The organism is Streptomyces sp. NPDC057424 (assembly GCF_042803315.1).
Taxonomy (GTDB): Bacteria; Actinomycetota; Actinomycetes; order Streptomycetales; family Streptomycetaceae; genus Streptomyces.
This window is the reverse complement of sequence record NZ_JBHVCP010000037.1, coordinates 38,281-64,368: the sequence shown is the minus strand read 5'-3', so window position 1 is coordinate 64,368 and position 26,088 is coordinate 38,281. Positions and strand designations below refer to the sequence as shown.

The 26,088-nt window shown below is 71.5% G+C and carries 22 protein-coding genes; 15 read left to right on the top strand and 7 right to left on the bottom strand.

The window, feature by feature from the left end; all coding sequences use genetic code 11:
* Window positions 1-99: 99 nt before the first annotated feature.
* A complete protein-coding gene (locus ACFU3E_RS26020) occupies window positions 100-2,070 on the bottom strand; it encodes a protein kinase (protein WP_384162841.1) in 1,971 nt (656 codons plus the stop codon).
* A gap of 193 nt (window positions 2,071-2,263) precedes the next feature.
* Here ACFU3E_RS26020 and ACFU3E_RS26015 point away from each other — a divergent pair, with 193 nt between their 5' ends.
* The gene (locus ACFU3E_RS26015) at window positions 2,264-2,989 is read left to right on the top strand and encodes a hypothetical protein (RefSeq protein WP_384162838.1); all 726 of its coding nucleotides are present in this window, start codon (window positions 2,264-2,266) and stop codon (window positions 2,987-2,989) included.
* 86 nt (window positions 2,990-3,075) lie between these two features.
* On the opposite strand, the gene ACFU3E_RS26010 is transcribed toward ACFU3E_RS26015, so the two are convergent.
* Window positions 3,076-3,657 (bottom strand): biotin transporter BioY, encoded by a 582-nt coding sequence (locus ACFU3E_RS26010; RefSeq protein WP_384162835.1) that lies wholly within the window; start codon window positions 3,655-3,657, stop codon window positions 3,076-3,078.
* Between the two features lie 656 nt (window positions 3,658-4,313).
* On the opposite strand from ACFU3E_RS26010, the gene ACFU3E_RS26005 reads away from it, so the two are divergent.
* Together ACFU3E_RS26005 and ACFU3E_RS26000 are read left to right on the top strand one after the other, a co-directional pair.
* Entirely contained in the window at window positions 4,314-5,696 is a 1,383-nt protein-coding gene (locus tag ACFU3E_RS26005; protein WP_384162832.1) for an amino acid permease, read from the top strand.
* A 134-nt stretch (window positions 5,697-5,830) separates the two neighbouring features.
* Window positions 5,831-6,478 (top strand): superoxide dismutase, encoded by a 648-nt coding sequence (locus ACFU3E_RS26000; RefSeq protein WP_384162830.1) that lies wholly within the window; start codon window positions 5,831-5,833, stop codon window positions 6,476-6,478.
* Window positions 6,479-6,611: 133 nt separating this feature from the next.
* Here ACFU3E_RS26000 and ACFU3E_RS25995 read toward each other — a convergent pair whose 3' ends face one another.
* Genes ACFU3E_RS25995 through ACFU3E_RS25985 form a run of 3 tightly spaced genes read right to left on the bottom strand, consistent with a single transcriptional unit; the run spans window position 6,612 to window position 9,493 of the window.
* The gene (locus ACFU3E_RS25995; protein ID WP_384162827.1) at window positions 6,612-7,388 is read right to left on the bottom strand and encodes an SAM-dependent methyltransferase; all 777 of its coding nucleotides are present in this window, start codon (window positions 7,386-7,388) and stop codon (window positions 6,612-6,614) included.
* 12 nt (window positions 7,389-7,400) lie between these two features.
* Complete coding sequence (locus ACFU3E_RS25990; RefSeq protein ID WP_384162824.1) at window positions 7,401-8,024, bottom strand: histidine phosphatase family protein; 624 nt, start codon at window positions 8,022-8,024, stop codon at window positions 7,401-7,403.
* Window positions 8,021-9,493, bottom strand: a complete 1,473-nt coding sequence (locus ACFU3E_RS25985) for an FGGY-family carbohydrate kinase (protein WP_384162821.1) — start codon at window positions 9,491-9,493, stop codon at window positions 8,021-8,023. Before ACFU3E_RS25985 ends, ACFU3E_RS25990 begins: the two co-directional genes overlap by 4 nt.
* 156 nt (window positions 9,494-9,649) lie before the next feature.
* On the opposite strand from ACFU3E_RS25985, the gene ACFU3E_RS25980 reads away from it, so the two are divergent.
* The 10 genes from ACFU3E_RS25980 to ACFU3E_RS25935 are packed head-to-tail and all read left to right on the top strand — an operon-like array spanning window position 9,650 to window position 19,515.
* Window positions 9,650-11,071, top strand: coding sequence for an ABC transporter substrate-binding protein (locus ACFU3E_RS25980; protein WP_384162818.1), 1,422 nt, complete (start codon window positions 9,650-9,652; stop codon window positions 11,069-11,071).
* Between the two features lie 3 nt (window positions 11,072-11,074).
* Window positions 11,075-11,959, top strand: a complete 885-nt coding sequence (locus ACFU3E_RS25975) for a carbohydrate ABC transporter permease (RefSeq protein WP_384162814.1) — start codon at window positions 11,075-11,077, stop codon at window positions 11,957-11,959.
* Window positions 11,956-12,780, top strand: coding sequence for a carbohydrate ABC transporter permease (locus tag ACFU3E_RS25970; RefSeq protein ID WP_384162812.1), 825 nt, complete (start codon window positions 11,956-11,958; stop codon window positions 12,778-12,780). The genes ACFU3E_RS25975 and ACFU3E_RS25970 overlap by 4 nt, the downstream gene beginning before the upstream one ends.
* Window positions 12,777-13,865 (top strand): ABC transporter ATP-binding protein, encoded by a 1,089-nt coding sequence (locus ACFU3E_RS25965; protein ID WP_384162809.1) that lies wholly within the window; start codon window positions 12,777-12,779, stop codon window positions 13,863-13,865. Before ACFU3E_RS25970 ends, ACFU3E_RS25965 begins: the two co-directional genes overlap by 4 nt.
* On the top strand, window positions 13,862-14,689 hold the full coding sequence (locus ACFU3E_RS25960) for a DeoR/GlpR family DNA-binding transcription regulator (protein ID WP_384162806.1): 828 nt from the start codon (window positions 13,862-13,864) through the stop codon (window positions 14,687-14,689). Before ACFU3E_RS25965 ends, ACFU3E_RS25960 begins: the two co-directional genes overlap by 4 nt.
* The gene (locus ACFU3E_RS25955; RefSeq protein WP_384162803.1) at window positions 14,667-15,743 is read left to right on the top strand and encodes an ABC transporter ATP-binding protein; all 1,077 of its coding nucleotides are present in this window, start codon (window positions 14,667-14,669) and stop codon (window positions 15,741-15,743) included. Before ACFU3E_RS25960 ends, ACFU3E_RS25955 begins: the two co-directional genes overlap by 23 nt.
* The gene (locus ACFU3E_RS25950; protein WP_384162800.1) at window positions 15,740-16,771 is read left to right on the top strand and encodes a 2-hydroxyacid dehydrogenase; all 1,032 of its coding nucleotides are present in this window, start codon (window positions 15,740-15,742) and stop codon (window positions 16,769-16,771) included. Before ACFU3E_RS25955 ends, ACFU3E_RS25950 begins: the two co-directional genes overlap by 4 nt.
* Before the next feature lie 19 nt (window positions 16,772-16,790).
* Window positions 16,791-18,215 carry an FGGY family carbohydrate kinase gene (locus tag ACFU3E_RS25945; RefSeq protein WP_384162797.1) on the top strand — a complete coding sequence of 475 codons (1,425 nt, stop codon included), beginning with the start codon at window positions 16,791-16,793 and terminating at the stop codon, window positions 18,213-18,215.
* A gap of 26 nt (window positions 18,216-18,241) precedes the next feature.
* Complete coding sequence (locus ACFU3E_RS25940; protein ID WP_384162794.1) at window positions 18,242-19,288, top strand: glycerophosphodiester phosphodiesterase family protein; 1,047 nt, start codon at window positions 18,242-18,244, stop codon at window positions 19,286-19,288.
* Window positions 19,288-19,515, top strand: coding sequence for a hypothetical protein (locus ACFU3E_RS25935; RefSeq protein ID WP_384162791.1), 228 nt, complete (start codon window positions 19,288-19,290; stop codon window positions 19,513-19,515). Before ACFU3E_RS25940 ends, ACFU3E_RS25935 begins: the two co-directional genes overlap by 1 nt.
* Window positions 19,516-19,518: 3 nt before the next feature.
* On the opposite strand, the gene ACFU3E_RS25930 is transcribed toward ACFU3E_RS25935, so the two are convergent.
* Window positions 19,519-20,157 carry a DsbA family protein gene (locus tag ACFU3E_RS25930; RefSeq protein ID WP_384162788.1) on the bottom strand — a complete coding sequence of 213 codons (639 nt, stop codon included), beginning with the start codon at window positions 20,155-20,157 and terminating at the stop codon, window positions 19,519-19,521.
* A gap of 138 nt (window positions 20,158-20,295) precedes the next feature.
* Between ACFU3E_RS25930 and pepN the strand changes: the two genes are divergently transcribed.
* On the top strand, window positions 20,296-22,875 hold the full coding sequence (pepN, locus tag ACFU3E_RS25925) for an aminopeptidase N (RefSeq protein WP_384162785.1): 2,580 nt from the start codon (window positions 20,296-20,298) through the stop codon (window positions 22,873-22,875).
* 196 nt (window positions 22,876-23,071) lie between these two features.
* Window positions 23,072-24,112, top strand: a complete 1,041-nt coding sequence (locus ACFU3E_RS25920; protein WP_384162782.1) for a hypothetical protein — start codon at window positions 23,072-23,074, stop codon at window positions 24,110-24,112.
* Window positions 24,113-24,207: 95 nt separating this feature from the next.
* On the opposite strand, the gene ACFU3E_RS25915 is transcribed toward ACFU3E_RS25920, so the two are convergent.
* Window positions 24,208-25,965 carry a TIGR03767 family metallophosphoesterase gene (locus ACFU3E_RS25915; protein WP_384162780.1) on the bottom strand — a complete coding sequence of 586 codons (1,758 nt, stop codon included), beginning with the start codon at window positions 25,963-25,965 and terminating at the stop codon, window positions 24,208-24,210.
* Window positions 25,966-26,088: the final 123 nt, after the last annotated feature.

Here is a 26,088-nt window from a genome sequence, read left to right as displayed (position 1 = left end):
CGGCCCCTCGCCGTTCGCCGGGAAAGGGGGCCTGTGGTGCGTGCTGCCGCACGCGCCGCAGGCCCCCTTTCGTTCGTCTGCGGCATTGCCCGCGGCTGCCTACAGCACCGTGAAGCTGTCCTTGACCTTCTCGTAGGTGGCGAGTGCCTCCTGCTCGATCCCGGCCTGGTACCACGTGTTGACCTGATACGACGTGCCGGTCACGTTGAAGCCGAGCAGACGGGCGTGCCAGTGGACGCCCTTCAGCGTGAACGTGTACTCCCAGACCACCGCGGGGTGGCCGCGGAACGTCGTCTCCTCCAGGCGGATCTTGCGGTAGTCCTGGCCCTGGTGGGCGTTGCGCTCCGAGGTCTGCCAGGTCTCCAGCAGGTCGCCGCGGGCCAGGGAGGACTTGCCGACCAGTTCCTGGGCGCCGTCCGGGGAGGTGTAGTGCACCTCCGCGCCCGTCTTCACATCCCGCCGCCAGCCGCCCGGTGTCGCCCAGGCGAACCCGCCTGCCTCCCGGTGCGCGCCGGGCGGCAGGGTCTGCGGCCTGGTGGTGCCCTCGACGGTGGGCGAGGGGGTGGTGTCCCCGGTGGTGGCAGGCGCGGACTCCGAGGATCCGGCGCGGGGGGTGTCGTCGCCGCCCGGCGAGCCCGATGTCGTCGCCAGCAGGATTCCGACGACGGTGCCGGCGGTGGCGAGGGTGGCCGCCGCGGCGGCGAGCACGTTACGGCGACGCCCTGCGCCGGTACGGGAACGAGGGCGGGGGGTGGCCGGGACGGCGGGGCCGGGGAGTTCACCCGGCGGCATCGGCGCGGGTGTGGGGCGCGGGCGGTGCTCGGTCTCCGCTTGTGCGCGAGTGAGGGAGACAGGGCTCGGGCGGTGGGTGGTGCCGCCGGCCCGGCTTTCGGAACGGGCCGCCACCGGCAGGGACTTCGCGGCGGCTTCCGTCGGTGTGGGCGCAGGTGTGGCGTGGTGGTGTCGGCGGGGGTCCCGTGGATCGGCGGGACAGGGAGCCGGGAGGACGGCGGGGGTGGGTGACTCCGGTGGGGGTGCGAGGAGGGGGGCCGGCGACTGCCCTTCCGGAACCGGTTGTCGCCCTCCAAGGGTTTCCGGGTCCGGGGCGGGCGCGGGGTCCGGACCCGCCACAGGCTCATGGGCCGACGCGAACGCCGGTTCCGGTCCCCGTGATCGCTCCGGTTCCGCGTCCCGCAGCCCCACCGCGACCGTCGGTGTCGGGACCGCAAACGCCACCGGCGCCAGCGCCGTCTCCAGTGCCTCCAGGTCCGGGCGAGCCGACGGTTCCTTCGCCAGCAGGGACGTCAGGATGTCCCGCAACGGGCCCCACGCTGCGGGGAGTTCCGGCTCCTCGTAGAGAACCGCGTGCAGGGTCGCCAGTGTGGAGTCGCGGGAGAACGGGGAGCGGCCGCCCAGGGACGCACAGAGGGTCGCGCCGAGGGACCAGATGTCGGACGGTGGGCCCTGGGGGCGGCCCGAGATGCGCTCGGGGGCCATGTAGTCGGGCGAGCCGACCAGCATGCCGACCATCGTGAGCGCCTTGGCGTCCTGGATCGCGGCGATGCCGAAGTCCGTGAGGACGACGCGCCGTCCCTGGCCGGAAGCAGTGCCGTTGGCGCGTCCGGATCCGGCCACCCCGTCCGCGTGCTCCACGAGCACGTTCCCGGGCTTGATGTCGCGGTGCAGTACGCCCCGTTCATGCACCTGCCGCAGTGCCGCGACCAGACCGAGGCCGATGCGGGCCGTCTCGCCGGGGCTCAGCGGGCCCGTCTCCGCGAGGATCCGTTCGAGGGAGCGGCCCGCCACCAACTCCATGACGATCCACAGGCGTTCACCCTCGTCGACCACGTCGTAGACCCGTACGACGTTGGGGTGGTCGATCCGGGCCGTGGCCCTGGCCTCGCGCAGGGTGCGTTCACGGCGGGTCCTGCTGTCCTCCGCGTCGAGACCGTCGATACGCATTTCCTTGACGGCCACCTGCCGGTCGAGTATTTCGTCGGCGGCTCGCCACACCCGCCCCATTCCCCCCTGGCCGATACTTTCGACCAACCGATAGCGTCCCGTCACCAATATCCCTGGAACACCGCCGCTGTTCGCATTTCCCGGCAATCCGCTGCACCCCCTCCACGACGCCGCGACCGACTCCAGTGAAACACAACGGTCACACTTCGCGCCGTACCAGGATAGTGCGGTGAAATCTTGTGGTACCTCTTTCAGTGCTGCGAATTCAGGCGCAGCCCAGGGGGCGCAAGGGGGGCCGAACATGAGTTCTCGTCACACGACGGCGATCGCGGGATCGCTGGTCCTGGCATCGCTCTCGGCGGTGATGATCCTTTCCGGCACGGCTGGGGCGAAGGACGAGGGACCGCCGAGCAGCAAGGGAGGAAAGGCAGTTGACGAGGCACCGGCGGGAGTGAAGCTCACCACGCTGCTGCCCGGGAAGATCTCGGTCGACAACGGTTCGGAAAAGACGGCGATTACCGCAACGGTGAAGAACGAGGGAAGCAAGGACAGCGGGAAGATCAGGCTGTTGGTCGTCGGTTTCGACGGGCTTGTCGTCAAGGGCGTCGAGGGATGTTCGGCGATACCCGAGAACGGACTTCCGGAGGGTTCGAACAGCGGATTCGCATGTCCGATCGACAATCTCGCGGCCGGTAAGTCGAAGTCGTACGCCGTCGACGCGACGTTCGACCTCGGCAAGACCGGGAAGATCTGTCTGCCCGTGCAGACGAGTGACGGGAAGAAGACCCTCTGGCAGCAGGGGCCGGTGCCGTTCGGCACGAGCAACCCGTCGCCGGACGCCCCGGCCACTCCCCTGCTGCTCGGCACCGACAACGAGCCGGCGGGTCCGGGCGGCAAGGAACTGCCGAAGACCGGTCCGGCCCGTGATCTGCTGCCGCTGGGCACGGCCGGTGCGTCACTGCTCGCGGCGGGCGTGGCCGGAATGTGGTGGTCGCAGCGGCGGCGACCGGGGGCTCGGGAGGGTTGATCCAGCCCCTGTTGCGTCCGGAGTACGCGGAGAGGCCCGCCGGGGGGAGCACGCCCCCGGCGGGCCTCTCGGCAACGTCTGCGGGTTCAGCGCTTGTTCGCGAACTTCCAGGCCGTCGGCAGGGCACCCATCGCCAGCGCCGCCTTCAACGCGTCGCCGATGAGGAACGGCGTGAGGCCGGCCGCGATCGCGGCGGTGGCGGACATACCGGTGGCGAGCGCGAGGTAGGGCACACCGATGGCGTAGATGATCGCCTCGCCCACCAGCATCGTGCCGGCCATGCGCAGCATCGAGCGGTCGGCGCCACGGCGGGCCAGGGCACCGACGACGGTGGAGGCGAGGATCATGCCGAGGATGTAGCCGAAGGAGGGGGCGGCACCGGAGGAGGCGCCGGCGAACCACGGCACACCGGCGATGCCCGCGAGGGCGTACAGCGCGAGAGCGAGGAAGCCGCGGCCGGCACCGAGGGACGTGCCGACGAGCAGCGCGGCGAAGGTCTGCCCGGTCACCGGCACCGGGGAGCCCGGAACGGGCACGGAGATCTGGGCGGCGAGGCCGGTGAGCGCGGCGCCGCCGAGCACGAGGGCCGCGTCCCGGACTCGGGAGGCGGGGAGCAGGTCGGCGAGGACCTGTCCGGTGCGGGCGGGTGTGGCGGCAGCGGTGCTCATGGGGACTCCGCGAGGGTGAGGGCCGGTGGGACACCGTGACGCTATCCCAGCGCGCCCGGCCCGATCACCGTCAGCCGTCCACAAAGGCGTGGACCGGCCGTTGGTCGGCTTCGAACAAAGGATGCGGGTTACAGCGAGTACGGCGTGATGCCGGTCACGGTGATGAGGTGCCATGTGACACGGAAGCGGGACATCGGGCGTCTGTAGGTTTCCCCCAAAGGCGCCGGCCCCCGTGTCGCCGATGCGGCGGCGCCGTACGCCACGGTCGCGCTGCACGGCCTGCGCGGGCGGGTGGTGGCCCGCAGCGAGGCGGAGCACGAACGGGCCGAGCCCGCGCAGGTGCCGGCCCGGGCCACCGACGCGCCGGCGGCCCGGGCTCGCCGGGGCTCCCGGCAGCCGGGCGCTGGGGCCGGGTTCGCGGCGGGCGGCCAGGGGGGGACGCGGGCAGCGTGGCGGCGTCACCGCTGGTCGCGGGAGCAAGGAGAGCCACATCGCCGAGGGCGGGGGCTCGCACTGCACACCGGTCGCCGCACGGCCACGGAGAGCGACGAGACCGTCCGCATAGTGGGATGCCTCTCCGTGCCGGAGGAGAGGCATCCGACACTGGCGGCGTTTTTGCCCTCGTACGCCCCTCACGCATTGGACGAGCCGCGCCCATGCCCAGCAGCACCACCACGGAGACGCCGCCCAGCACGGGCGGCACTCCCCTCTCTCATGACCTGAAGCAGCGCCACCTGTCGATGATCGCCCTCGGCGGGGTGATCGGAGCCGGTCTGTTCGTCGGCTCCGGTGCCGGTATCGCCGCGGCCGGTCCGTCGATCGTGGTCGCCTACGCGCTCTCCGGTGTCCTCGTGATGCTGGTGATGCGAATGCTCGGCGAGATGTCGGCCGCGTATCCGTCGTCGGGGTCGTTCTCGGCGCACGCGGAACGGGCGATCGGCCCCTGGGCCGGATTCACCGCCGGCTGGTCCTTCTGGGTGCTGCTCTGCACCGCTGTCGGCCTGGAGGGCATCGGCGCCGCGAAGATCGCCAGCGGCTGGCTGCCGGGCACGCCGGAGTGGGCGTGGGTGGCGCTGTTCATGGTCGTCTTCTGCGGTACGAACCTCGCGGCCGTGAAGAACTTCGGCGAGTTCGAGTTCTGGTTCGCGGCACTGAAGGTCGGCGCCATCACTCTGTTCCTGGTGCTCGGCGTCCTGGCGATCCTCGGGATCCTGCCCGGCACGGACTCCCCGGGCGCGAGCCACCTCACGGACTTCCTGCCGAACGGCGGCGAGGGCCTGGTCATCGGCCTGCTCGCCTCGGTCTTCGCCTACGGCGGCCTGGAGACGGTCACCATCGCGGCCGCCGAGTCGGAGAACCCCGTCAAGGGCGTCGCGAGCGCGGTCCGTACGGCGATGTGGCGCATCGCGCTGTTCTACATCGGCTCGATGGCCGTCATCGTCACCCTGGTGCCGTGGGACTCCGAGGCGGTTGTCGAGAAGGGCCCCTACGTCGCCGCCCTCGACGAGCTCGGCATCCCGGGCGCCGGCCAGCTGATGAACGTGGTCGTCCTGGTCGCCCTGCTGTCGGCGATGAACGCCAACATCTACGGCGCCTCCCGCATCGCGTACTCGCTGGTGGAGCGCGGCCAGGGCCCGAAGGGGCTGGGCCGGGTCTCGGGCGGGGTGCCGCGGACCGCCGTGCTGGCGTCCTCGGTCTTCGGGTTCCTGTGCGTGCTGCTGAGCTACTGGCGGCCGAACGACGTCTTCGCCTGGCTGCTGAACATGATCGGCGCGGTGATCCTTGCCGTCTGGATCTTCATCGCCGTCTCGCAACTGCGCCTGCGCCGCCGCCTGGAGCGCGAGTCCCCCGAGAAGCTGGCCGTACGCATGTGGGCGTTCCCGTGGCTGACCTGGGCCGCCCTGGCCGGCATGGCCGCGGTCTTCGTCCTGATGGCCCGGGAGCCGGACACGCGGGTGCAGCTGTACTCGACGGGCGGGATGATCCTGACCCTGGCGGCGTTCGGGTACGCGTGGCAGAAGGCCCGCGCCAAGCAGTAGGAAAGCACCGCCGAAAGGCCCGCGCGACACACGCGCGGGCCTTTTTGCGTGCCCGGGCCACCCACTGCCACTCTCCTGCTGCTAACGTGCAGTTGCAAGCGATGTGCAATAAGAGTCCGGAGGGGGACCCACCCATGCCCGTCTACACGCTGCCCGAGCTCCCGTACGACTACTCCGCGCTCGCCCCCGTGATCAGCCCCGAGATCATCGAGCTGCACCACGACAAGCACCACGCGGCCTATGTGAAAGGCGCCAACGACACGCTGGAGCAGCTTGCCGAGGCACGGGACAAGGAGACGTGGGGGGCGCTCAACGGGCTGGAGAAGAACCTGGCCTTCCATCTGTCCGGGCACATCCTGCACAGCATCTACTGGCAGAACATGACCGGCCCGAAGGACGGCGGCGGTGAGCCGCTGGCGCAGGACGGCGTGGGCGAGCTGGCGGACGCGATCACCGAGTCCTTCGGGTCGTTCGCGAACTTCAAGGCTCAGTTGTCCAAGGCCTCCGCGACCACGCAGGGTTCCGGCTGGGGCGTGCTCGCCTACGAGCCGCTGAGCGGGCGGCTGATCGTGGAGCAGGTCTACGACCACCAGGGCAACGTCGGCCAGGCCGCCACCCCGGTCCTCGTCTTCGACGCGTGGGAGCACGCCTTCTACCTGCAGTACCGCAACCAGAAGGTCGACTTCATCGAGGCGATGTGGCAGGTCGTCAACTGGCAGGACGTGGCGCGCCGTTACGAGGCCGCCAAGTCCCGGGCGGACGTGCTGCTGCTGGCGCCGTGACCACGGCCCCGTGAAGCGTCCTGCCTCGTGATCGTCTTCTCACCCTTCACGAACGGCAGGCGGAAAGAAGGAAGCCCCCGCGAGGACGTGACTCGCGGGGGTTTCCCGTGCGTGCGCGTTTCCCATGCGTGCGCTACGGCTTGCGGCCCAGACCGCCGTGCTGTCCGATCGGCACGGTCGGCGCGCCCGGCTCGGGATGCCACAGCGGCACCGAGACCACGCCCGGCTCCACCAGCTCCAGCCCCTCGAAGAACGCCTCGATCTGCTCGACCGGCCGCAGGAAGTACGGGACCGCGCCGGTCTCGTTGTAGCCGTCCTGGGCCTGCTCGTAGACCGGATCCGTGCCGCGGGAGCCCTCGTTGAGGGAGAGGTAGCTGCCCGGGGGCAGCCCGGCCAGGAGGCGGCGGACCAGGTCGCGGGCCTGCTCGTAGTCGGCCACGTGCCCCAGGATGCCGCTGAGGATCAGGGCCGTGGGCCGGGTGAGGTCGAGGGTCTTCCCCGCCGCCTCGATGATCTGCTCGGGCTCGTGGAGGTTGATGGGCTCGTACGCCGTCGCGCCCGCGGGGGTGGAGGTGAGCAGGGCGCGGGCGTGCGCGAGGACCAGCGGGTCGTTGTCGACGTAGACGATCCGCGCCTCGGGGGCGAGGCGCTGGGCGACCTCGTGGGTGTTGTCGACGGTCGGCAGGCCGGTGCCGACGTCGAGGAACTGCCGTACGCCGGCCTCCTGGACGAGGTAGCGGATGCTGCGGCCGAGGAAGGCGCGGCTGCTGCGGGCGATGGTGACGATGCCGGGGAAGACGGCGGTGTACGCGTCACCGGCCGCCTCGTCCACCGGGTAGTTGTCCTTGCCGCCCAGCCAGTAGTTCCAAATCCGGGCCGAATGCGGCACCGACGTGTCGATCTGCGTCATGTGCTCATAGTGCTACGGCACATCGGTCCCGCACGGCATATTGAGTGAGAGGAGTGCGGCGGAACCGTCGGGGTTCATACGCAGTTCGCTGATGGCCGCGTTCCGCAACCGGGGGAGCACTCTGCGGTACTCGCCGACCGGGATCGACAGCAGGGTGCACAGCACCAGGCGCAGCAGGGTGTTGTGGGCGACGACCAGGACGCGTTCTCCGGGGTGGGCGGCGGCGATGTCCCGCAGGGCGCGCACGCCGCGGGCCGCCGCCGCCAGCGGGTCCTCGGCGCCGGGGAAGGAGTGCTCCACCGGGTCGGTCCGGTAGGCCGCGGCCCACTCCGGGTCCTCGGCCTCGAACTCGGCGAGCGTGCGGCCCTCGAGCACACCGAAGTCGCATTCACGCAGGTGGGGTTCGCTCTGGGAGGTGAGGCCCAGAGCACGGCAGGCGGGCTCGGCGGTGGCGACGGCGCGGGACAGCGGGGACGTCCAGATCGCGTCGACGGGATGGGTGGCGGCCCACCTGCCGAGGGCCTCGGCCTGGGCGCGGCCGGTGTCGGTGAGGTCGATGTCGCTGATGCCGGCGTAGCGGTTCTCGGCGTGCCAGACGGTCTGCCCGTGGCGGACCAGCAGAAGGGTCGTACTCATGATGCGGAAGTATCCCGGCTGAGACGGCTGTGTGCGTGCGCGGCGACCGGACCGGGCAGCCAGCCGCGGTCCCGCAGGACGTCGACGAGACGCGCGTACGGCTCGGCGAAGGCCGCCGTGCGGCCGGGTCGGGGTTCTACGACGGTCCGGACGCGGACCATGCGTTCGGCGACGTCCGCGAGCGCACCGGCCCCCGACGCCCCGTAGGCGGCCAGTGCCGCCATGCCCAGGGCCGGTTCCGTCTGCTCGGGGACGCGGGCCGGGCGGCCCAGGATGTCGGCGCGCAGCTGGTTCCAGTAGGGGCTGCGGGCGCCGCCGCCGGTGAAGGTGAGCGGGCCGTCGAGGGAAGCGCCGAGGTGGTGCAGGTAGTCCAGGCACAGGCGTTCGGCGAATCCGACGCCCTGGAGCAGTGCCGCCCACAGGTCGGCGTCCTCCGCGGGGTCGCCCAGGACGAACGAGGTGGCCTCCGGTGCGCGGAACGGGAACCGCTCCCCCGGAGAGACGAGGGGGTAGGCGATCGCACTCGACGGCTCGAACGCCATGGCCGGTGCGTCCATCTCCGACGGGTCGGCCTCCGGGAAATGCGCCGCGAGCGCACCGGCCCCGACGCTCGACGCCCCGCCCGGCAACCACGTGCCGTCCGGAGCGCGGTGGTTGTAGACCACGCCGGTGGGGTCGCGGACCGGGTCGCGGGCGGCGCCCTTCAGTACGAGCGTGGTGCCGAGCACGGAGTTCCAGGAGCCGGGCCGCAGCGCGCCCGACGCGATCTGGCCCGCGCAGCCGTCGGTCATCCCGGCGAGCACGGGCGTGCCGGCGGGGATGCCGGTGGCACCGGCGGCGGCCGGGCAGACCTCACCGAGGCGCGTCCCCGGACGGACGACGCTTGGGAACAGGCCGTCGGAAAGGCCCAGTTCGGCCAGTACGGCCTCCGGCCAGCGGTCGCCCTCGAGGTCGTAGCCCGTCTTGAGGGCATGGCTGGAATCGGCCGGAGGCGGCTCGCCCGTGAGCCGGCAGACGATCAGGTCGGGCTGGTGCGTCAGGCGCAGGGAGGTGCCGCCGTACTCCTCCACCAGCCACGACGCCTTCGGCAGCGCCCAGGTGTCCTGGACCGCGAGCCCCGCCTCCCGGGCCCGGGCGGCCTGCGCCTTCGCCCGCCCGTCGTCGTACATCAGCGCGGGGCTCACCGGGCGGCCCGGGCCGTCCGTCAGCAGCACCGTGCCGGACGTGCCGCACACCGCGAGTCCGCCGATCGGCAGGCCCGGGGGCGCGGAGCCGAGGGCGGCCCGGGACGCGGTGCACAGCGCCGCCCACCAGCGCAGGGGATCCTGCTCGTGCCGCACCCCGTCCCGCCGCCCGGTCAACGGGGCCGAGCCGCTGCCGAGGACCGTGCCGTCGCCGGTGACGAGCAGCACGCGCACGCTCTGCGTGCCCAGGTCGACGCCCAGCCAGGCCGCATCCTCGTCCACCATCCGGAACCTCCCACGCCGTCGCAGCCGGATCTGTGAACTTCTCACTGTGCACCGATATTTTCCCGTGCGCGAGGGATTGACGCCCAACTTCAGCCGTTCCACGCTCTGTTGACGAGTCGACTCGACGTGTTGGCCAGGCTCCCCGCGGAGGTACGGATGGACACGCACGTGCACGACCGCCGGCGCTTCCTCGCCCTCGCCGCCGGGGCGGCGGCGGCCCCGCTGCTCACGGCCTGCGGTGCCGGTTTCGGCGGGAACGACGACAAGAGCGACGGTTCCGCCGCGGACGACGTCACCGGTTCCTTCGACTGGAAGCGGGAGAAGGGCACCACCGTCAAGGCGCTCCTCAACAAGCACCCGTACACCGACGCGCTCATCGCCGACCTGAAGTCCTTCACCGCGAAGACCGGCATCGAGGTCGAGTACGACGTCTTCCCCGAGGACAACTACTTCGACAAGCTCACCGTCGACCTGTCCAGCGGGCGTGCCTCCTACGACGTCTTCATGCTCGGCGCGTACATGGTGTGGCAGTACGGGCCGCCGGGCTGGCTGGAGGACCTCGGGCCCTGGATGCGCAACGCCTCCGCGACCGGCGCCGAATGGGACCAGGCGGACTTCTTCCCGAACCTGCTCCAGGCCGACCAGTGGTCGCTGAAGGCGGGCGCGCCCCTCGGCCAGGGCGGGCAGTACGCGCTGCCGTGGGGCTGGGAGACGAACGTCGTCGCCTACAACACCGAGGTGTTCCGCAGACTCGGCCTGAAACCCGCCGAGTCCTTCGACGAGCTGGCCGAACTCGCCGGGACCATCAAACGCAAGGCACCGGCCGCGGGCTTCGACGGGATGTACGGGATCGCCGTCCGCGGCTCGCGCAGCTGGGCCACCATCCACCCCGGCTTCATGACGATGTACGCCCGCAACGGGCTGAAGGACTTCACGGTCGACGGCGGGAAGCTGACACCCGCGATGAACAGCCCCGAGGCCGTCGCCTTCACCGAGGACTGGGCGCGGATGGTGAAGCAGGGCGGGCCGCCGTCCTGGACGTCGTACACCTGGTACCAGTGCTCCAGCGACCTGGGCGCGAAGAAGGCCGGGATGCTGTTCGACGCCGACACGGCCGCCTACTTCCAGGCGGTGGAGGGCGCCAGCCCCGCCTCCGGGAAGATCGCCTTCCACCCCGGGCCGAAGGGGCCGGGCGGCTCGCTCGCCACCAACATGTGGATCTGGTCGCTCGGCATGAACGCCAAGAGCAAGAAGAAGAGCGCCGGTTGGCTGTTCCTGCAGTGGGCGACCGGCAAGGAGCACCTGCGCAGGAGCGCGATCACCCACAACCACATCGACCCGGTGCGCAAGTCGGTCGCCGAGGACGCCGCGTACAAGGACAAGATGCGGCATCTGCCGGGCTTCCTGGAGACCTTCGAGACGGTCGTCGACCAGACGAAGATCCAGTTCACCCCGCAGGCGCAGTTCTTCGACGCGACGACCAGCTGGGCGGCGGCCCTCCAGGAGATCTACGGCGGCAAGGGCGCGGAGCCGGTCCTGGACGGGCTGGCGGACGACCTCGCCGGCAAGGTGGGCTAGCCGATGGGGTGGCGGCTCACCCTGCGCCCGTACGTCCTGATCGTCCCGGCCCTGCTGCTGACCTGCGGGATCCTCTACCCCTTCGGGCTCGGGCTGTACTACACGCTGTTCGACTTCTCGGCGAGCAAACCGCAGCCGGACATGGTGCGGTTCGAGAACTACGGAGCCGTCTTCACGCAGGAGGCCTTCTGGAACTCGGCGTGGGTGACGGTGCTGTACGCGGTCGGGGCGGCCCTCGTCGAGACCGTGCTCGGGGTCGCCGTCGCCCTGCTCCTGCACCGCTCCACCCTGGTGGGCCGTGTGCTGGAGAAGATCCTGATCCTGCCGCTGATGATCGCACCGGTGATCGCGGCGATCATCTGGAAGCTGATGCTCCAGCCGTCGGTGGGGGTCGTGAACTACCTGCTCAGGCCGTTCGGGCTGGGCGGTGTGCAGTGGACCGACACCCCGACGGGTGCGCTGCTGTCGTCGATCGCCGTGGACGTGTGGGTGTACACCCCGTTCGTGGCGATCCTCGCCCTGGCCGGCCTGCGGTCGCTGCCCACCTCCCCGTTCGAGGCGGCGGCCGTGGACGGCGCGGGGTGGTGGTACACCTTCCGCCGGCTGACCCTGCCGATGCTGTGGCCGTACGTCCTGGTCGCGGTGATCTTCCGGTTCATGGACTCGCTGAAGGTGTTCGACATCATCTACGCCCTGACCGAGGGCGGGCCGGGTGACTCGACCGTCGTCCTCCAGATCCGGGCGTACCTGGAGGCCATCCGCTTCCAGCGCTACTCCTTCGGCATCTCCTACACGATCGTGCTGTGGGCCGTGGTGTACCTGGCCGCGATGGTGCTGGTGAAGCACCTGGGGAAGATCCAGCGGAAGGCCGCGGAGGTCTCCCCATGAGGAAACGTCTGCTGGGGTGGCTGGCGGACGCCGCCCTCGTCCTCTACTTCGTCTTCGCGCTGTTCCCGATCGCCTGGATGGTGATCCTGTCGCTGAAGCCGGCGGACCAGCTCTTCTCCACCTACTTCTCCTTCTCCCCGACCCTCGACGGCTACCGGACGGTCCTCGGCGACAGCGAGGGCATCCCGTTCGTGCGGTTCTTCGTCAACAGCCTGGTGGTGTCGGTCGGGGCGGTCGTGCTGTCGCTGGTGGTGGGGCTGCCGGCGGCGTACGCCTCGGCGCGGTGGCGGTTCAAGGGCTCGGAGAACCTGATGTTCACGCTGCTGTCGTTCCGCTTCGCACCCGAACTCACCGTCATCATCCCGCTGTTCGTGCTCTACCAGAAGCTCGGCCTGTTCGACACGTACGTCGGCGTGGTGTGGGTGCTGCAGCTGGTCACCCTGCCGCTGATCGTGTGGATCATGCGGTCCTACTTCGCCGATCTGACACCGGAGCTGGAGCAGGCGGCCCTGCTCGACGGCTACACCCGCAAGCAGGCGTTCTTCAGGGTGGCGCTCCCGCTGGTCAAGCCGGGCATCGCGGCCGTGTCGCTGCTGGCGTTCATCTTCGCCTGGAACAACTTCGTCTTCCCGCTGATCCTCACCTCCAACGAGGCCCAGACGGTGACCGTGGGCGCGCTGTCGTTCCTCGGCGGGGACCGGCCCAAGTACAACCTCACGGCCGCCGCCGCACTGGTGTCCGTCGTACCACCGCTGCTGCTGGCCCTGACGATCCAGCGGTACCTGGTGCGGGGCCTGTCGTTCGGGGCGGTGAAGTCATGATCCGGCTGAGCGGGATCCGCAAGGCGTACGGGAGGACCGTCGCGCTCGACGAACTCGAACTGGAGGTCCGGGAAGGCGAGTTCTTCTGCCTGCTGGGTCCGTCGGGGGCCGGTAAGACGACCACGCTCAAGACCGTCGCCGGGCTCGAACAGCCCGACTCCGGCACGGTCGTGCTCGGCGGCGAGGACATGCGGGGCGTCGAGCCGTACGACCGGGGCGTGGCGATGTGCTTCGAGAGCTACGCCCTCTACCCGCACCGCTCGGCCTACGACAACCTCGCCTCGCCCCTGCGCTCGCCCCGGTACCGGCTGCCCGCCGCCGAGGCCCGGCTGCGGATCGGTGCCATCGCCGAACTGCTCGGCATCTCCGGGCTGCTGGACCGGAACGTGGGAGCGCTGTCCAACGGCCAGCGGCAGCGCGTCGCCCTCGGCCGGGTCCTGGTCCGCCCGGCCCGGGCCTTCCTGCTCGACGAGCCGCTCTCCCACCTCGACGCCAAGCTCCGCCAGCAGATGCGGGCCGAGCTGAAGGCGATCGGGGCCGTGCAGCACACCACCACCCTCTACGTCACCCACGACTCGGTCGAGGCACTGGCGCTCGGCGACCGGATCGGGGTCATCCGTCAGGGCCGGATCGTGCAGACGGGCACCCGGGAGGAGATCTGGTACCAGCCGTACGACACCGAGGTCGCGCGGGCCTTCGGCCGGCCCCGGATCAACCTGCTGCCGGGGGTGGTGACGGAGAGCGGCGTGCGCTCGGACGGCGGTGTGAAAGTGCCGGTCCGGGCACAGGCCGCCCCGGGCACGGACGTCCTGGTCGGTCTGCGCCCCCGGGACCTCGCCCTGCACGGCGAGGGGCACGAGCTGACCGGGACCGTGTACGTCACCGAGGTGCTCGGCCGGTCCGTCGAGGTCACCGTCCGGCTCGGGACCGGGGAGCAGCGGGTGTCGCTGGTGGCCCCCCGGGCGGACGCGGCGCGCCTTCGTCCGGACGATCCGGTACGGCTCGTCGTCCGGCCTGAGAGCCTGCTGCTGTTCGAGGCCGACCGGCCGGAGCGACCGGGACGACGGATAGAGACGCAGTCATGAGCAGCAACAGCAGCGCTGGACAGCAGGGCCCCGCGGCACGGCAGGCCGCCATGGCCGAGCAGGTGCTGGCCGACGGATCGGCGACGGCGGCGGAGCTCGCCGAGCGGTTCGGGGTGAGCCTGATGACCATCCACCGGGATCTCGACGAGCTCGAACGGCAGGGCGTCGTACGGAAGTTCCGGGGCGGGGTGACCGCGCAGCCGTCGGGGGTCTTCGAGTCGAACGTGCAGTACCGGCTGAAGACCATGCGGGCCGAGAAGGCGGCCGTCGCCGAGCGCGCGGTGCGGATGGTGGAGCCCGGCATGGCGATCCTGCTGGACGACTCCACGTCCACGCTGGAGATAGCCAGGCGGCTGCGCACGGCCGAGGTCACGCCGCTGACGGTCGTCACCAACTTCCTGGAGGCCATCAACCTGCTCTCCGACCAGCGGGGCATCCATCTGATGGCGCTCGGCGGCGACTACGACCCGCTGCACTCCTCGTTCCTCGGGGTGTCGTGCGTGGAGGCGGTCGAGCAGCTCCGGGTGGATGTGTGCTTCGCGTCGACGTCGGCCGTGCACCGGGGTTACGCCTACCACCAGGAGCAGCACATCGTGTCGGTGAAGCGGGCGATGCTCGACGCGGCGGCACGGAACGTGCTGCTGATCGACCACACCAAGCTCGGCCGGGTCGCGCTGCACCGGGTCGTCCCGCTGTCCCGCTTCGACACGCTCCTCGTGGACGACGGGGCGTCGCCGGAGGCACTGCGGGATCTGGACGAGCACAAGGTCCGTTACGAGGTCTGTGCGACGAAGGGCAGCGATGACCGAGCTGGAGCTACGTGATCTGCGCAAGACCTACCGGGCCCGGGGACGTCCGGCCGTGGACGCGGTGCGCGGCCTCGACCTCGCGCTGCGTTCCGGGGAACTGCTGGGGCTGCTCGGCCCGTCGGGCTGCGGCAAGTCGACGACGCTGCGGATGATCGCCGGTCTGGAGCCGGTGACCGGCGGGGACATCCTGGTCGGCGGGGTGTCGGTGGTCGAACGGCCCGCGCAGCGGCGCAACATCGGGGTCGCGTTCGAGAACTACGCGCTGTATCCGCCGCTGTCGGTCGCCGAGAACCTGGCGTTCGGCCTGAAGGCCCGGGGCCGCAAGGCTCGGGGGGACGTCGACCGCAAGGTGCGGGACATCGCCGAGCGGGTCGGTCTGACCGGCCTCCTGGGCGCCCGCCCGGCCGGGCTCTCCAGCGGCCAGAAGCAGCGTGTCTCCCTGGCCAGGGCCCTGATCCGCGAGCCGGATGTGCTGCTCCTCGACGAGCCCCTCTCCCACCTGGACGCGGCCCAGCGCGACACCACCCGCCGTGAACTCAAACGCATCCAGCAGGACCTGGGCCACACCACGATCCTGGTCACCCACGACCAGGAGGAGGCTCTCTCCCTCGCCGACCGGATCGCCGTGATGAAGGACGGCGTCATCCAGCAGCTCGGCACCCCCTTCGAGATCTACGACAGCCCGGCCGGCGTGTTCGTCGCGGACTTCGTCGGCGAGCCCGCGATCACCCTGCTGCCGGGAATCGCCGGTGACGGCCACGCCCGTCTCTCCGGCACGGTGCGCATCGCACTGCCCGTGCCGGTGGAACGGGGCCGTGAGGTGGTGGTCGGCATCCGGCCCGAGGACGTCCGGCTCACCGCCGAAGGCGGCCTGCCCGCCCGGGTCGTCGCCCACGAACCGCTCCTGGAGTCGGGCCTGGCGACCCTCGCCCTGGACGGAGTCGAACGGCACCTGGTCGTCCTGACCGGCCCCGGGGTGCGACTCGCCCACGACGACCGGGTCCGGGTCGCCCCCGACCCCGAGCACACCCACGTCTTCGACGCCGAGACAGGAGAATCCCTGCGATGACCTCCGGAAACAGTGTGCGGGTGGTGGCCGCCGGCGACCACTTCGTCCTGCCCTCGCTGATCACGCGGGCGGTGCGGCACGAGGTGGAGCGGGCGGACGTCGAGGAACTGGAACTCGGCTGGCCGCTGGAGCCGTTCGGGCCGGTCGCCGAGGTGCAGGAGGCCAGCGACGCCGAGGACCGGATGATCGGGGCGCTGGCCGGAGCGGAGGTCCTGGTCACGCAGATGGGACCGGTGACGGAGAGGGTCCTCGCCGCCTGCCCGGATCTGAAGCTGGTCGTGGTCTGCCGGGGCGGCCCGGTCAACGTCAACCTGGACGCGGCGAAGAACCGTGACGTGCGGGTGTGCTTCGCGCCGGGCCGCAACGCCGCGGCCACCGCCGAGTTCACCGTCGGCCTGATGCTGGCCGCCCTGCGCCGCATCCCCCAGGCCCACGCCCCGCTCGCCGGGCAGGGCAGCTGGGAGGGGGCGACGTACTACACCTACGAGCGGAGCGGACTGGAGCTGGAGGACCTGCCGGTCGGGCTGGTCGGGTACGGGGCGGTCGGCAGCCGGGTCGCGCGCGTGCTGTGCGCGTTCGGGGCCCGGGTGATGGTCTACGACCCGTACGTGCACGGCGAGATCCACGGCCTGCGCGTGGCCTCGCTCGACGACCTGCTGCGCCGCTCCCAGGTGATCACCCTGCACGCCCGGCTCACGCCCGAGACGCGGGGGCTGATCGGCGCCCGGGAGCTGGGGCTGCTGCCGTCCGGCGCGGTGGTGGTGAACGTGGCCCGGGGCCCGCTGCTGGACGAGGGCGCGCTGTGCGACGCGCTGGAGAGCGGGCGGGTGTCGGCGGCGGCGCTCGACACCTACGAGCGGGAGCCGCTGCCGGTGGAGTCCCGGCTGCTGGGGCTGGCCGAACGCGTGGTCCTCACCCCCCACTTGGGCGGGGCGTCGCGGGCGGTAGCGGAGAAGGCCGCCCGGATCGCCGCCGAAGAGGTGGGCCGCTGGGTGCGCGGGGAGCCGCTCGCGCACTGTCTGACCTGAGGACCCGGAGGAGAGCCGCATGTACGTCGGTATCGATGTGGGCACGTCCATGGTCAAGGCGGCGGCCTTCGACGCCCTGGGCCGTGAACTCGCCGTGGCCTCCCGGCCGGTGAGCCTCTCCCTGGCCGGAGGGGTCGTCGAGCAGGACATGGAGGAGGTGTACGGAGCAGTCGTCGCCGTGCTCGGAGAGGTCACCGAACAGGTCCCGGAGCCGGTCGAACTGGCCGGGCTCACCGGGCAGGGCGATGGCGTGTGGCTGGTCGACGGCGAGGGCCGGCCGGTGCGCCCCGCCGCCTCCTGGATGGACGGGCGGGCGCACGAACTGGTCGACCGGTGGCTGGCGGACGGCACGTTCGAGACGGTGTTCCGGCGGACGGGCAGCGCGATGTTCCCGGGCTGCCCGGGCCCGCTGCTGGCGTGGTTCGACCATCACGAACCGGAGGCGCTGGACGCCGCGAAGGCCGCCCTGTACTGCAAGGACATGGTGTTCCAGCGGCTGACCGGAGCAGGTCCCACGACGGATGTGTCGGACGCGTCGATGCCGTTCCTGGACCCGCGGACCCGGACGTACGACAACCGGGTCGTCGAAGTGCTGGGTCTCGCGCACCGCCGGGGTCTGCTCGCCCCGGTCAGCGACCCGGTCGCGACGGCCGGGGCGCGGGGCGAGGGCCTGCCGTCCGGGACCCGGGTCTCGAACGGCCCGTACGATCTGCCGGCCTGTGCGCTGGGTGCCGGGGTGACGTCCCCGGGGGACGGTCTGCTGATCGTCGGCACGTGTCTGGCCAGCCTGGTCGCCACCACCGAGCTCGACCTGACGGGGGAGCCGGCGGGCCTGTACATCTCCACCGACCGGCCCGGGCACTGGCTGCGCGCCATGCCCGCGATGGTCGGCACGGCGGCGCTGGACTGGGTGCTGTCGACGACGGGGGTGCGGCACGACGAGGTGGACGGTCTGCTGGCCGGGACGCCGCCGGGCGCGCACGGCGTCCGGGTGCTGCCGTACTTCGCGCCCTCCGGTGAACGCGCCCCCTTCGTCGAACCGCGTCTGCGGGCCGAACTCACCGGTGTCTCCCTGGAGTCGACCCGGGGCGATCTGGTCCGCGCCACCTGCGAGGGCATCGGATACGCGGCCCGGCACTGTCTGGAGGCGGCGGGCCTCACCGGAACCCTGGCCGTCTGCGGCGGCGGCACCCGCAGTTCCGCCTGGATGCGGCTGCTGGCCGACGTGCTCGGGCGGCCCCTGCGGGTCGTCGAGGGCGAGGTGGGCGCGCGGGGAGCCGTCCTGGCGGCGGCCGGACGGTACGGGGTACCGCTGGACGTGGAGGCGTGGACGCAACCGACCGCGGTCGTCGAGCCGGACCCGGACCGAGCGGCGTTCCACACCAGGGGCTACCAGGAGCATCTGGACCTGCTGTCACAGGCCCGGGGCCGGGCACGTCGGTGAACCTGCCTTCGGCAAAGAGGAGTCGCATGCCACTCGGACGGAGATCCCTCCTGCTCGCGGCGGCCGCCGGAACCGCCGCCACAGCCACCGCGGCGGCCGAACCCCGCGAGGGCGGTGGCCCGGTCGTCATCGGCCACCGTGGCGCGGCCGGCTGGCGCCCGGAGCACACGGCGCCCTCGTACACGTACGCCGTGCAGACCGGCGCCGACTGGATCGAACCGGACCTGGTGCCGACGAAGGACCACGTGCTGGTGGTCCGGCACGAGAACGAGATCTCCCGGACGACCGACGTGGCCCGCCGGCCGGAGTTCGCGGACCGCCGTACGGCGAAGACGGTCGACGGGCGGCCGGTGACCGGCTGGTTCACGGAGGACTTCACGCTGGCCGAACTGAAGACGCTGCGGGCGGTGGAGCGGCTGCCCGCGGTCCGCAACCGCAACACCGTCTTCGACGGGCGCGCGGAGGTCATGACGTTCCAGGAGGTCGTGGACCTGGCGCGGCGGCTGTCGCGGGAGCACGGCCGGACGATCGCGGTCTTCCCGGAGACCAAGCACCCCACGTACTTCCGTTCCCTCGGCCTGCCGTTGGAGCCGAAGCTGGCGGCCGCGATCCGCCGCAACCGGCTCGGGCGGCGCGAATGCGTGGTGCAGTCGTTCGAGCCGACGAGCCTGCAGCGGATCGCGGCGGAGCGGCTGGGCGTCCCGCTCTGGCAGGCGCTGGGAACGACGGGCGGGCCCTACGACCTGGTCGCGGCCGGTGATCCGACGACGTACAAGGACATGATGAGCCCGGCGGGGCTCGCGCGGATCGCCGCGTACGCGGCCTGGATCGGGCCGGACAAGGGCTCGCCCGTCGGCACATCGCTGGTCGCGGACGCGCACGCGGCGGGGCTGCGGATCGGGCCGTACACCTTCCGCGCGGAGAACCGGTTTCTGCCGGCCGAGTTCCGGCGCGGGAGCGGAGCGAACGATTTCGGGGACGCGTTCGCCGAATACGCGCTGTACTACCGCATGGGGGTCGATGCGGTAGTAACCGACTTCCCGGACTTGGCGGTGATCGCGAGGAGGAGCTGATGGCGGTGAGCCGGGCGTGCCGGACCTGCGGCACCATGCAGGAGTTCCGGATGTTCAACGCGGCCGAGCGGGCGGTGGTCCGGGCGATGAAGGGGAACGGGCACTTCGTGGACGACTACTGGCGCTGCACCGCCGTCGGCTGCCGGTGGTACCAGCGCTACCTCAACCGCGGCGAGGACGGCCTGCTCCCGGAGGAGCTCAAGATCCAGGCCGCCCCCGCCGAGTGATCCCTACAGGTTGGAGAAGTCCGGGCCCTTGGTGCGGGTGCGCTTGATCTCGTAGAAGCCGGGGACCGAGGCCACGGCGAGGGTGCCGTCCCAGAGGCGGCCGGCCTCCTCGCCCTGCGGGGCCGGGGTGACGACCGGGCCGAAGAAGGCGATCTGCTCGCCGTCGGGGCCGGGCACGGCGATGACCGGGGTGCCGACGTCCTGGCCGACCTTGTCGATGCCCTCCTTGTGGGAGGCACGCAGCTCCGCCTCGTACGGCGTGGAGTCCCAGTGCTCCAGGAGGGAATCGGGCAGGCCCACGTCCTTCAGGGCGGCGGCGACGGTCTCCTTGCCGGGGCCCTCGGCCTGGTTGTGGATACGGGTGCCCAGGGCGGTGTAGAAGTCGCCGAGGACCTCGGGGCCCTGCTCCTGCTGCGCGGCTATGACGACCCGGACGGGGCCCCACGCCTTGGTCTCCAGCAGTTCGCGGTACTCCTCAGGCAGCTCGTCCAGCTTGTCCTCGTTGAGGACGGCGAGGCTCATGACATGCCAGCTGACCTCGATGTCCCTGACCTTCTCCACCTCCAGCACCCAACGGGAGGTCATCCACGCCCAGGGGCACAGCGGGTCGAACCAGAAGTCGACGGGGGTCTTGTCCGACATGTCTCTCCTCAGCAGGGAATCCGTTTCCCAGGGAACGCCGGTGCCCGCACGCCTCATTCCCTGCTGCCCGTCGTCAGGGGCACGTGGCAGGATCGGTGCTGTTCAGCCGTATCCCACGACGCTTGAGGAGTTCCGCCCGTGCCCGGTGAGAATCTGTCCCGCGACGAGGCCCGCGAGCGGGCCGCCCTGCTGAGCGTCGACGGGTACGAGGTGTCCCTCGACCTGCGGTCCGCGGTCGGTGAGGACGTGGGCGACGGGCCCCGCACGTTCCGTTCGGTCACCACGATCCGCTTCCGCTGCAACGAGCCCGGGGCGAGCACCTTCGCCGATCTGATCGCGCCGAGTGTGACGGCCCTCTCCCTCAACGGCCGTGATCTGGACCCCGGCGAGGTCTTCGACGGCTCCCGGATCACGCTGGAGGACCTGGCCGCGGACAACGAGCTGGTGGTCGACGCCCAGTGCGCCTACTCCCGTACGGGCGAGGGCCTGCACCGCTTCGTCGACCCCGAGGACGGCGAGGTGTACCTGTACACGCAGTACGAGCCGGCCGACTCCCGCCGCGTCTTCGCGAACTTCGAGCAGCCCGACCTGAAGGCCCCCTACCGGTTCGAGGTGCGAGCGCCCGAGGGCTGGACGGTGTGGAGCAACGGGGCCGGTGAGCAGACCGACGGGGTCTGGCGGTTCGCCGAGACCAAGCCGATCTCCACGTACATCACCTGTGTGGTGGCGGGCCCGTACCACTACGTGACGGACTCCTACTCCCGTACGTTCGCGGACGGCACCACGCTGGAGATCCCCCTCGGCGCCCTGTGCCGCAAGGGCCTCGCGCCCTACTTCGACGCCGACGACGTGTTCCTCGTCACCAAGCAGGGCCTGGACTTCTTCCACGACCACTTCGACTACCCCTACCCGTTCGGGAAGTACGACCAGGCGTTCGTGCCCGAGTACAACCTGGGCGCGATGGAGAACCCGGGCCTGGTGACGTTCCGGGAGGAGTTCATCTTCCGCGGGAAGGTGACGCAGGCGTCGTACGAGGGCCGGGCCAACGTCATCCTGCACGAGATGGCGCACATGTGGTTCGGCGACCTGGTCACCATGGAGTGGTGGGACGACCTGTGGCTGAAGGAGTCCTTCGCGGACTTCATGGGCGAGTTCTCGCTCGTCGGCGCGACCCGCTTCGTCAACGGCTGGATCACCTTCGCCAACCGCCGCAAGGCCTGGGCCTACCGCGCCGACCAGCTGCCCTCAACCCACCCGATCACGGCGGACATCCGCGACCTGCAGGACGCCAAGCTGAACTTCGACGGCATCACGTACGCCAAGGGCGCGTCGGTGCTGAAGCAGCTCGTGGCGTACGTCGGTGAGGACGCGTTCCTGGAGGGCGCCCGGCGCTACTTCAAGCGGCACGCGTACGGCAACACGCGCCTGGGCGACCTGCTGTCGGTGCTGGAGGAGACCAGCGGCCGGGACATGAGCGCCTGGTCGCGGTCCTGGCTGCAGACGGCCGGGGTGAACTCGCTGACCCCGCAGGTGCTGCTGGGCGCGGACGGCCGTGTCGAGGAGCTGGCGGTGCTGCAGGAGGCCGCCGAGTCGCACCCCGAACTGCGCCCGCACCGGGTGGCGGTGGGCCTGTACCGGGTGACGGACGGCGGGACGCTGGAGCGGTACGCGCGCGTGGAGACCGACGTCGACGGCGCGCGGACGGTCGTGGCGGGACTGGCCGGAGCCGACGCCCCCGACCTGGTCCTGGTCAACGACGACGACCTGACGTACTGCAAGATCCGCTTCGACGCGACGTCGCTGGCGACCCTGCGCGAGCACCTGGGCTCGGTCACCGACCCGCTCGCGCGCGCCCTGTGCTGGTCGGCGCTGTGGAACATGACGCGGGACGCGCTGCTCCCGGCGCGGGACTTCGTGGACCTGGTGCTGCGGTTCGCCGGGCGCGAGTCCGAGATCGGTGTCGTGCAGATGCTGCACGCGTGGGCCGAGTCGGCGGTCACGCACTACGCGGCGCCCGCCCGGCGGGAGACGGCCGCCCGGCTGCTCGCCGAGGGCGCCCGGCGCGAGCTGTACGCGGCCGGGCCGGGCAGCGAGCACCAGCTCGCCTGGGCGCGCTTCTTCGCCCGGACGGCCGCCGCCGAGGCCGACTTCGGCCTGCTGCGGGACCTGCTCGCGGGCACGGCGACGGTCGAGGGCCTCGACCTGGACCAGGAGCTGCGCTGGGTGTTCCTGGAGCCGCTGGCCGCGCACGGGGCCGTGGACGAGAAGGTGCTGGCCGAGGAGCTGACCCGGGACGACACCGCCTCCGGCAAGCGCCACCAGGTGCGCTGCCTGGCCGCCCGCCCGTCCGAGGCGGTCAAGGCGCAGGCGTGGGCGCAGGTCGTGGAGTCGGACGCGCTGTCCAACGCCATGGTCGAGGCGACCATCGCGGGCTTCTCCCAGGCCTCGCAGCGGGAGCTGATCGCGCCGTACGCGGAGAAGTACTTCGCGGGGATCGAGCGGGTGTGGGCCGAGCGGTCGATCCAGATCGGGATGCACGTGGTGCAGGGCCTGTTCCCGTCGCTCCAGCAGTCGCGGGAGACGCTGGACGCCACGGACGCCTGGCTGGACGCCCACAAGGAGGCGGCCCCGGCGCTGCGCCGGCTGGTGCTGGAGTCTCGTGACGACTTGGCACGGGCGTTGCGCGGACAGGCGTGCGACGAGGCCGCTGACCAGTAGCTTTGGCCTGAGATCCGGGCGTTCCGCCTTCGTTACGAGATGAGTGCCCCGTAAGCCGTGACCCCTGGCCCGCACCCGAACGGACCAGGGGCTTTCGGCATCCGAACACTCGTCCTTTAGCGCCGGGTTGTCCGCATTTGTCGACGGACCTGTAACAGCGGTTCAAGGAGGGCCGGAGCGCGGGAAATTGCGGGTCATGACCCACAACACCCCCCTCTCACCCGGCCCGCTGCACGACCTGTCCGGCGGCGCCCGGCCCCGTGTGATGACGACGGCCCAGCTCCGCTCGCACGGCGTCTCCACGGCCGAGACGAACGAGCAGTGCCGCGCGGGCGGCCCCTGGCAGCAGCTCCTCCCGGGCGTGGTCCTGCTCCACCAGGGCCCGCCGACCAGCGAGGAGCGGCTGCACGCGGTGCTGATGTACGCGGCGCGGGAACGCGGCACCGGGGTGCCCGCCCAGCCGGGCGCGGGCCGGCCGCACGCCCCCGCCTACCCCGAGGTGATGATCACGGGCCTGGCCGCGCTGACGCTGCACGGCTTCGCCTCCACTCCCCCGCTGCCGTCCCTGGACACCGTCGACGTCCTGGTCCCGCGGCTGCGGCGGCTGCGCTCGACGGGCTGCGCGCGCATCGTCCGCACACCCGACATGCCCGCCCCCGAGCAGGTCACAGGGGTGCCGGTGGCTCCGGTCGCCCGCGCGCTGGCCGACGCGGTGGCCGAACTCGCGGACGCCGGCGTCGTCCGCCGGCTGCTCACGGAGGCGGTCCGCGGCGCCCACTGCGACCCGACGGCGGTGGTCCGCGAGCTGAACCAGGCCCGGCTGCTGAGCCGCCCCCACGTCGTGGACGCGGTGGAGTCCCTGCTCGCCGAGGGCCGGGCCCGCGCGGAGGACCGCCTGTACCGGACGGTCCAGGAGTACGGCCTGCCCGACCCGGTCTGGAACGTCGACCTGCGCCTGCCCGGCGGCCCCTACCTCGGCGGCCTCGACGCGTACTGGCCCGACCAGGCGGTGGCGGTGGAACTCGACACCCGGGCGCCCCGGCAGGACGACGACGCCCTGTGGTCCGAGTACGCCCGCAAGCGCGAGCACCTGGAGCGGCTCGGCATCACGGTCGTCCACATCACGCCGAGGAAGCTCCGCGACTTCCCGGAGCAGCAGGCGACGGTGATCCGCACGGCCCTGATGGCCTCGGCCGACCGCGAACCGGCGGCGTATGTCGTGGTGCTGCCCCGGTAGGGAAGGGCCGGGCAGGGCCAGGAGGGGAGAGGAGGGGCCGCCGGGGCGCGCCGGCGGCCCCTCCTCGTGTCGCGGACCGGGCCGTTGAGCGGTTCTCAGCCCTTCTTGAGCACCAGTTCGGTGTTGCGGTCCTCCGGGTCGCCGCCGAGGGTCGTGCTCGCGCCGGGGGCGTTGAGGGACAGTTCGCGGTAGAGGGCCGCGAGGCCGGTCTGGGAGAGGTCGGAGAAGTCCGTGCGGTGCGGGGCCGAGGACTCCACCAGGGTCGTGAACAGGGAGATCGTGCCGTCCTTGTTGTCGGTCAGCTCGATGATCCGGGCCAGTTGCGGGAAGTCCACGTGGGAGGCGGTGGAGATCTCCCAGAAGGAACGGCCGCCGGACGGGGAGTGCGGCGTGATGACGTTCTTGTGGATGTGGCCGTTCACCCAGGCGAGCACGTTGCGGTGACCGCCGAGCAGGGCGAGGACCTCCTGGCCGTTGTGCCGGCGCTCCTGGGGGCGGGCCGGGTCGCGGCGGGTGTTGGTCATCGTCCTGCTGGTGTGGTGGCTGAAGATCACCGCGTAGGAGTCCTTGTTGTCCCGCAGCGTCTTGTCGAGCCACCGCAGCTGGGCGCTGCCGAGGGAGCCCTCGTAGTGGCCGCCCGCGTCGGTGGTGTCCAGGCTGATGCCGATGACGTCGTCGGAGACGCGGAAGGCGTAGTACTGGGTGCCCGCGTCCAGGTTGGCGGAGGAGTAGCCGTGGCCGGCCGGGCCGACGCCGCGGTAGGCCGGATCCAGGTGCGCCCGGAGGTACTCGGCCGGGGTGAAGGGCGCGCGCTTCTCGTCGGGGGTGACCGAACGCATGCCGCGGGCGTGGGACGTGAGGAAGTCGTGGTAGCGGACGCCCTCGGGGTCCCGGGCCTTCTTGATCTGCGCCTGGAGCCGCTGCGCCTCGGCCGCGGTCACGTCCATCAGCTTCTTGCCGCCGACGGCGAGTTCGGTGAGGTACGCGTCACCGTGCGAGGCGTAGCAGCCCATCGGGAGGGAGTCGTGGTTGCCGACGGTCGAGTACCAGGGCAGGTTGAGGCCGGGGCTCCGCACCTCACGGATCGCGGCCTTGAGGAAGCCGTCGAGGCGGGGGAAGCCGGCCTGCTTGTCGCTGTCGCGGACGGCGGCGTCCGGCTGCCAGTACTGCTTGAGGCCGCTGTTCTGCACGCCCTCGTACCGACGCGGGTCGCCGGTGTTGGGCGTGATGCGCCCACCGCTCATGATCTTCAGGAACCACTCCAGCTCGGACTTGGCGTTGTTGTCCGTGTTGTCGCCGGTGGTCATGGCGAAGTGCAGCGGGGCGCCGGTGACGGGGGCGCCCCGCAGCGCGTTGATCCGCTCCACGAGCGCGATCGCGCCCTGCACGGTCAGCGCCTCGTGCGGCCGCCAGGCGTGGATGTCGGCCGAGCGCAGGTACTCCAGGCGGAGCGGGTGCTGGGCGTCGATGATGTGCAGGTCGGTGAGCTGCACGAACGCCGCGAGCGCGGTACGGCGCCCGGCGCGGCCGGACTTGGGGGCGGCCAGCTCGGAGCGGACGACCCGCTGCCAGCCGGGACCCTCGCCCAGGCGCCGGTAGCCGGAGCCGCCACGCGGGGCGGCGACGGACGCCACGGTGGTGCCCTTGGTGTACGGGGCCAGCGGCGCCGCGGGTGCCTGACGCGAGGACGCGGCTACGGCCGCGGTGCTCTCCCCGGTGGTGGCGGCCTGGCTGTCGCTGGGCCGCAGGGCGTAGCCGACGCCCCCGGAGAGGGCCACGGCGCCGGTGGCGGCGAGGACGGAACGACGGTGGATGCCCTGGCCGGAGCCGGCGACTGAGCGTGTGCGCGACATGCGCTTCTCTCCCCGAGTGCGAACGCGTCGGCAGTGGTCGCGGGGTGTTCACGACGTGAACACCCCGCTCGTACTGGATCGTTGGCACCGGGAATGACCTGCGCGTAAACGAGGCGGCAACGG

Coding starts and splice junctions, on each gene's coding strand:
- ACFU3E_RS26015 (WP_384162838.1), top strand. CDS start 2,264: ATGAGTTCTCGTCACACGACGGCGATCGCGGGATCGCTGGTCCTGGCA.
- ACFU3E_RS26010 (WP_384162835.1), bottom strand. CDS start 3,657: ATGAGCACCGCTGCCGCCACACCCGCCCGCACCGGACAGGTCCTCGCC.
- ACFU3E_RS26005 (WP_384162832.1), top strand. CDS start 4,314: ATGCCCAGCAGCACCACCACGGAGACGCCGCCCAGCACGGGCGGCACT.
- ACFU3E_RS26000 (WP_384162830.1), top strand. CDS start 5,831: ATGCCCGTCTACACGCTGCCCGAGCTCCCGTACGACTACTCCGCGCTC.
- ACFU3E_RS25995 (WP_384162827.1), bottom strand. CDS start 7,388: ATGACGCAGATCGACACGTCGGTGCCGCATTCGGCCCGGATTTGGAAC.
- ACFU3E_RS25990 (WP_384162824.1), bottom strand. CDS start 8,024: ATGAGTACGACCCTTCTGCTGGTCCGCCACGGGCAGACCGTCTGGCAC.
- ACFU3E_RS25985 (WP_384162821.1), bottom strand. CDS start 9,493: ATGGTGGACGAGGATGCGGCCTGGCTGGGCGTCGACCTGGGCACGCAG.
- ACFU3E_RS25980 (WP_384162818.1), top strand. CDS start 9,650: ATGGACACGCACGTGCACGACCGCCGGCGCTTCCTCGCCCTCGCCGCC.
- ACFU3E_RS25975 (WP_384162814.1), top strand. CDS start 11,075: ATGGGGTGGCGGCTCACCCTGCGCCCGTACGTCCTGATCGTCCCGGCC.
- ACFU3E_RS25970 (WP_384162812.1), top strand. CDS start 11,956: ATGAGGAAACGTCTGCTGGGGTGGCTGGCGGACGCCGCCCTCGTCCTC.
- ACFU3E_RS25965 (WP_384162809.1), top strand. CDS start 12,777: ATGATCCGGCTGAGCGGGATCCGCAAGGCGTACGGGAGGACCGTCGCG.
- ACFU3E_RS25960 (WP_384162806.1), top strand. CDS start 13,862: ATGAGCAGCAACAGCAGCGCTGGACAGCAGGGCCCCGCGGCACGGCAG.
- ACFU3E_RS25955 (WP_384162803.1), top strand. CDS start 14,667: ATGACCGAGCTGGAGCTACGTGATCTGCGCAAGACCTACCGGGCCCGG.
- ACFU3E_RS25950 (WP_384162800.1), top strand. CDS start 15,740: ATGACCTCCGGAAACAGTGTGCGGGTGGTGGCCGCCGGCGACCACTTC.
- ACFU3E_RS25945 (WP_384162797.1), top strand. CDS start 16,791: ATGTACGTCGGTATCGATGTGGGCACGTCCATGGTCAAGGCGGCGGCC.
- ACFU3E_RS25940 (WP_384162794.1), top strand. CDS start 18,242: ATGCCACTCGGACGGAGATCCCTCCTGCTCGCGGCGGCCGCCGGAACC.
- ACFU3E_RS25935 (WP_384162791.1), top strand. CDS start 19,288: ATGGCGGTGAGCCGGGCGTGCCGGACCTGCGGCACCATGCAGGAGTTC.
- ACFU3E_RS25930 (WP_384162788.1), bottom strand. CDS start 20,157: ATGTCGGACAAGACCCCCGTCGACTTCTGGTTCGACCCGCTGTGCCCC.
- ACFU3E_RS25920 (WP_384162782.1), top strand. CDS start 23,072: ATGACCCACAACACCCCCCTCTCACCCGGCCCGCTGCACGACCTGTCC.
- ACFU3E_RS25915 (WP_384162780.1), bottom strand. CDS start 25,965: ATGTCGCGCACACGCTCAGTCGCCGGCTCCGGCCAGGGCATCCACCGT.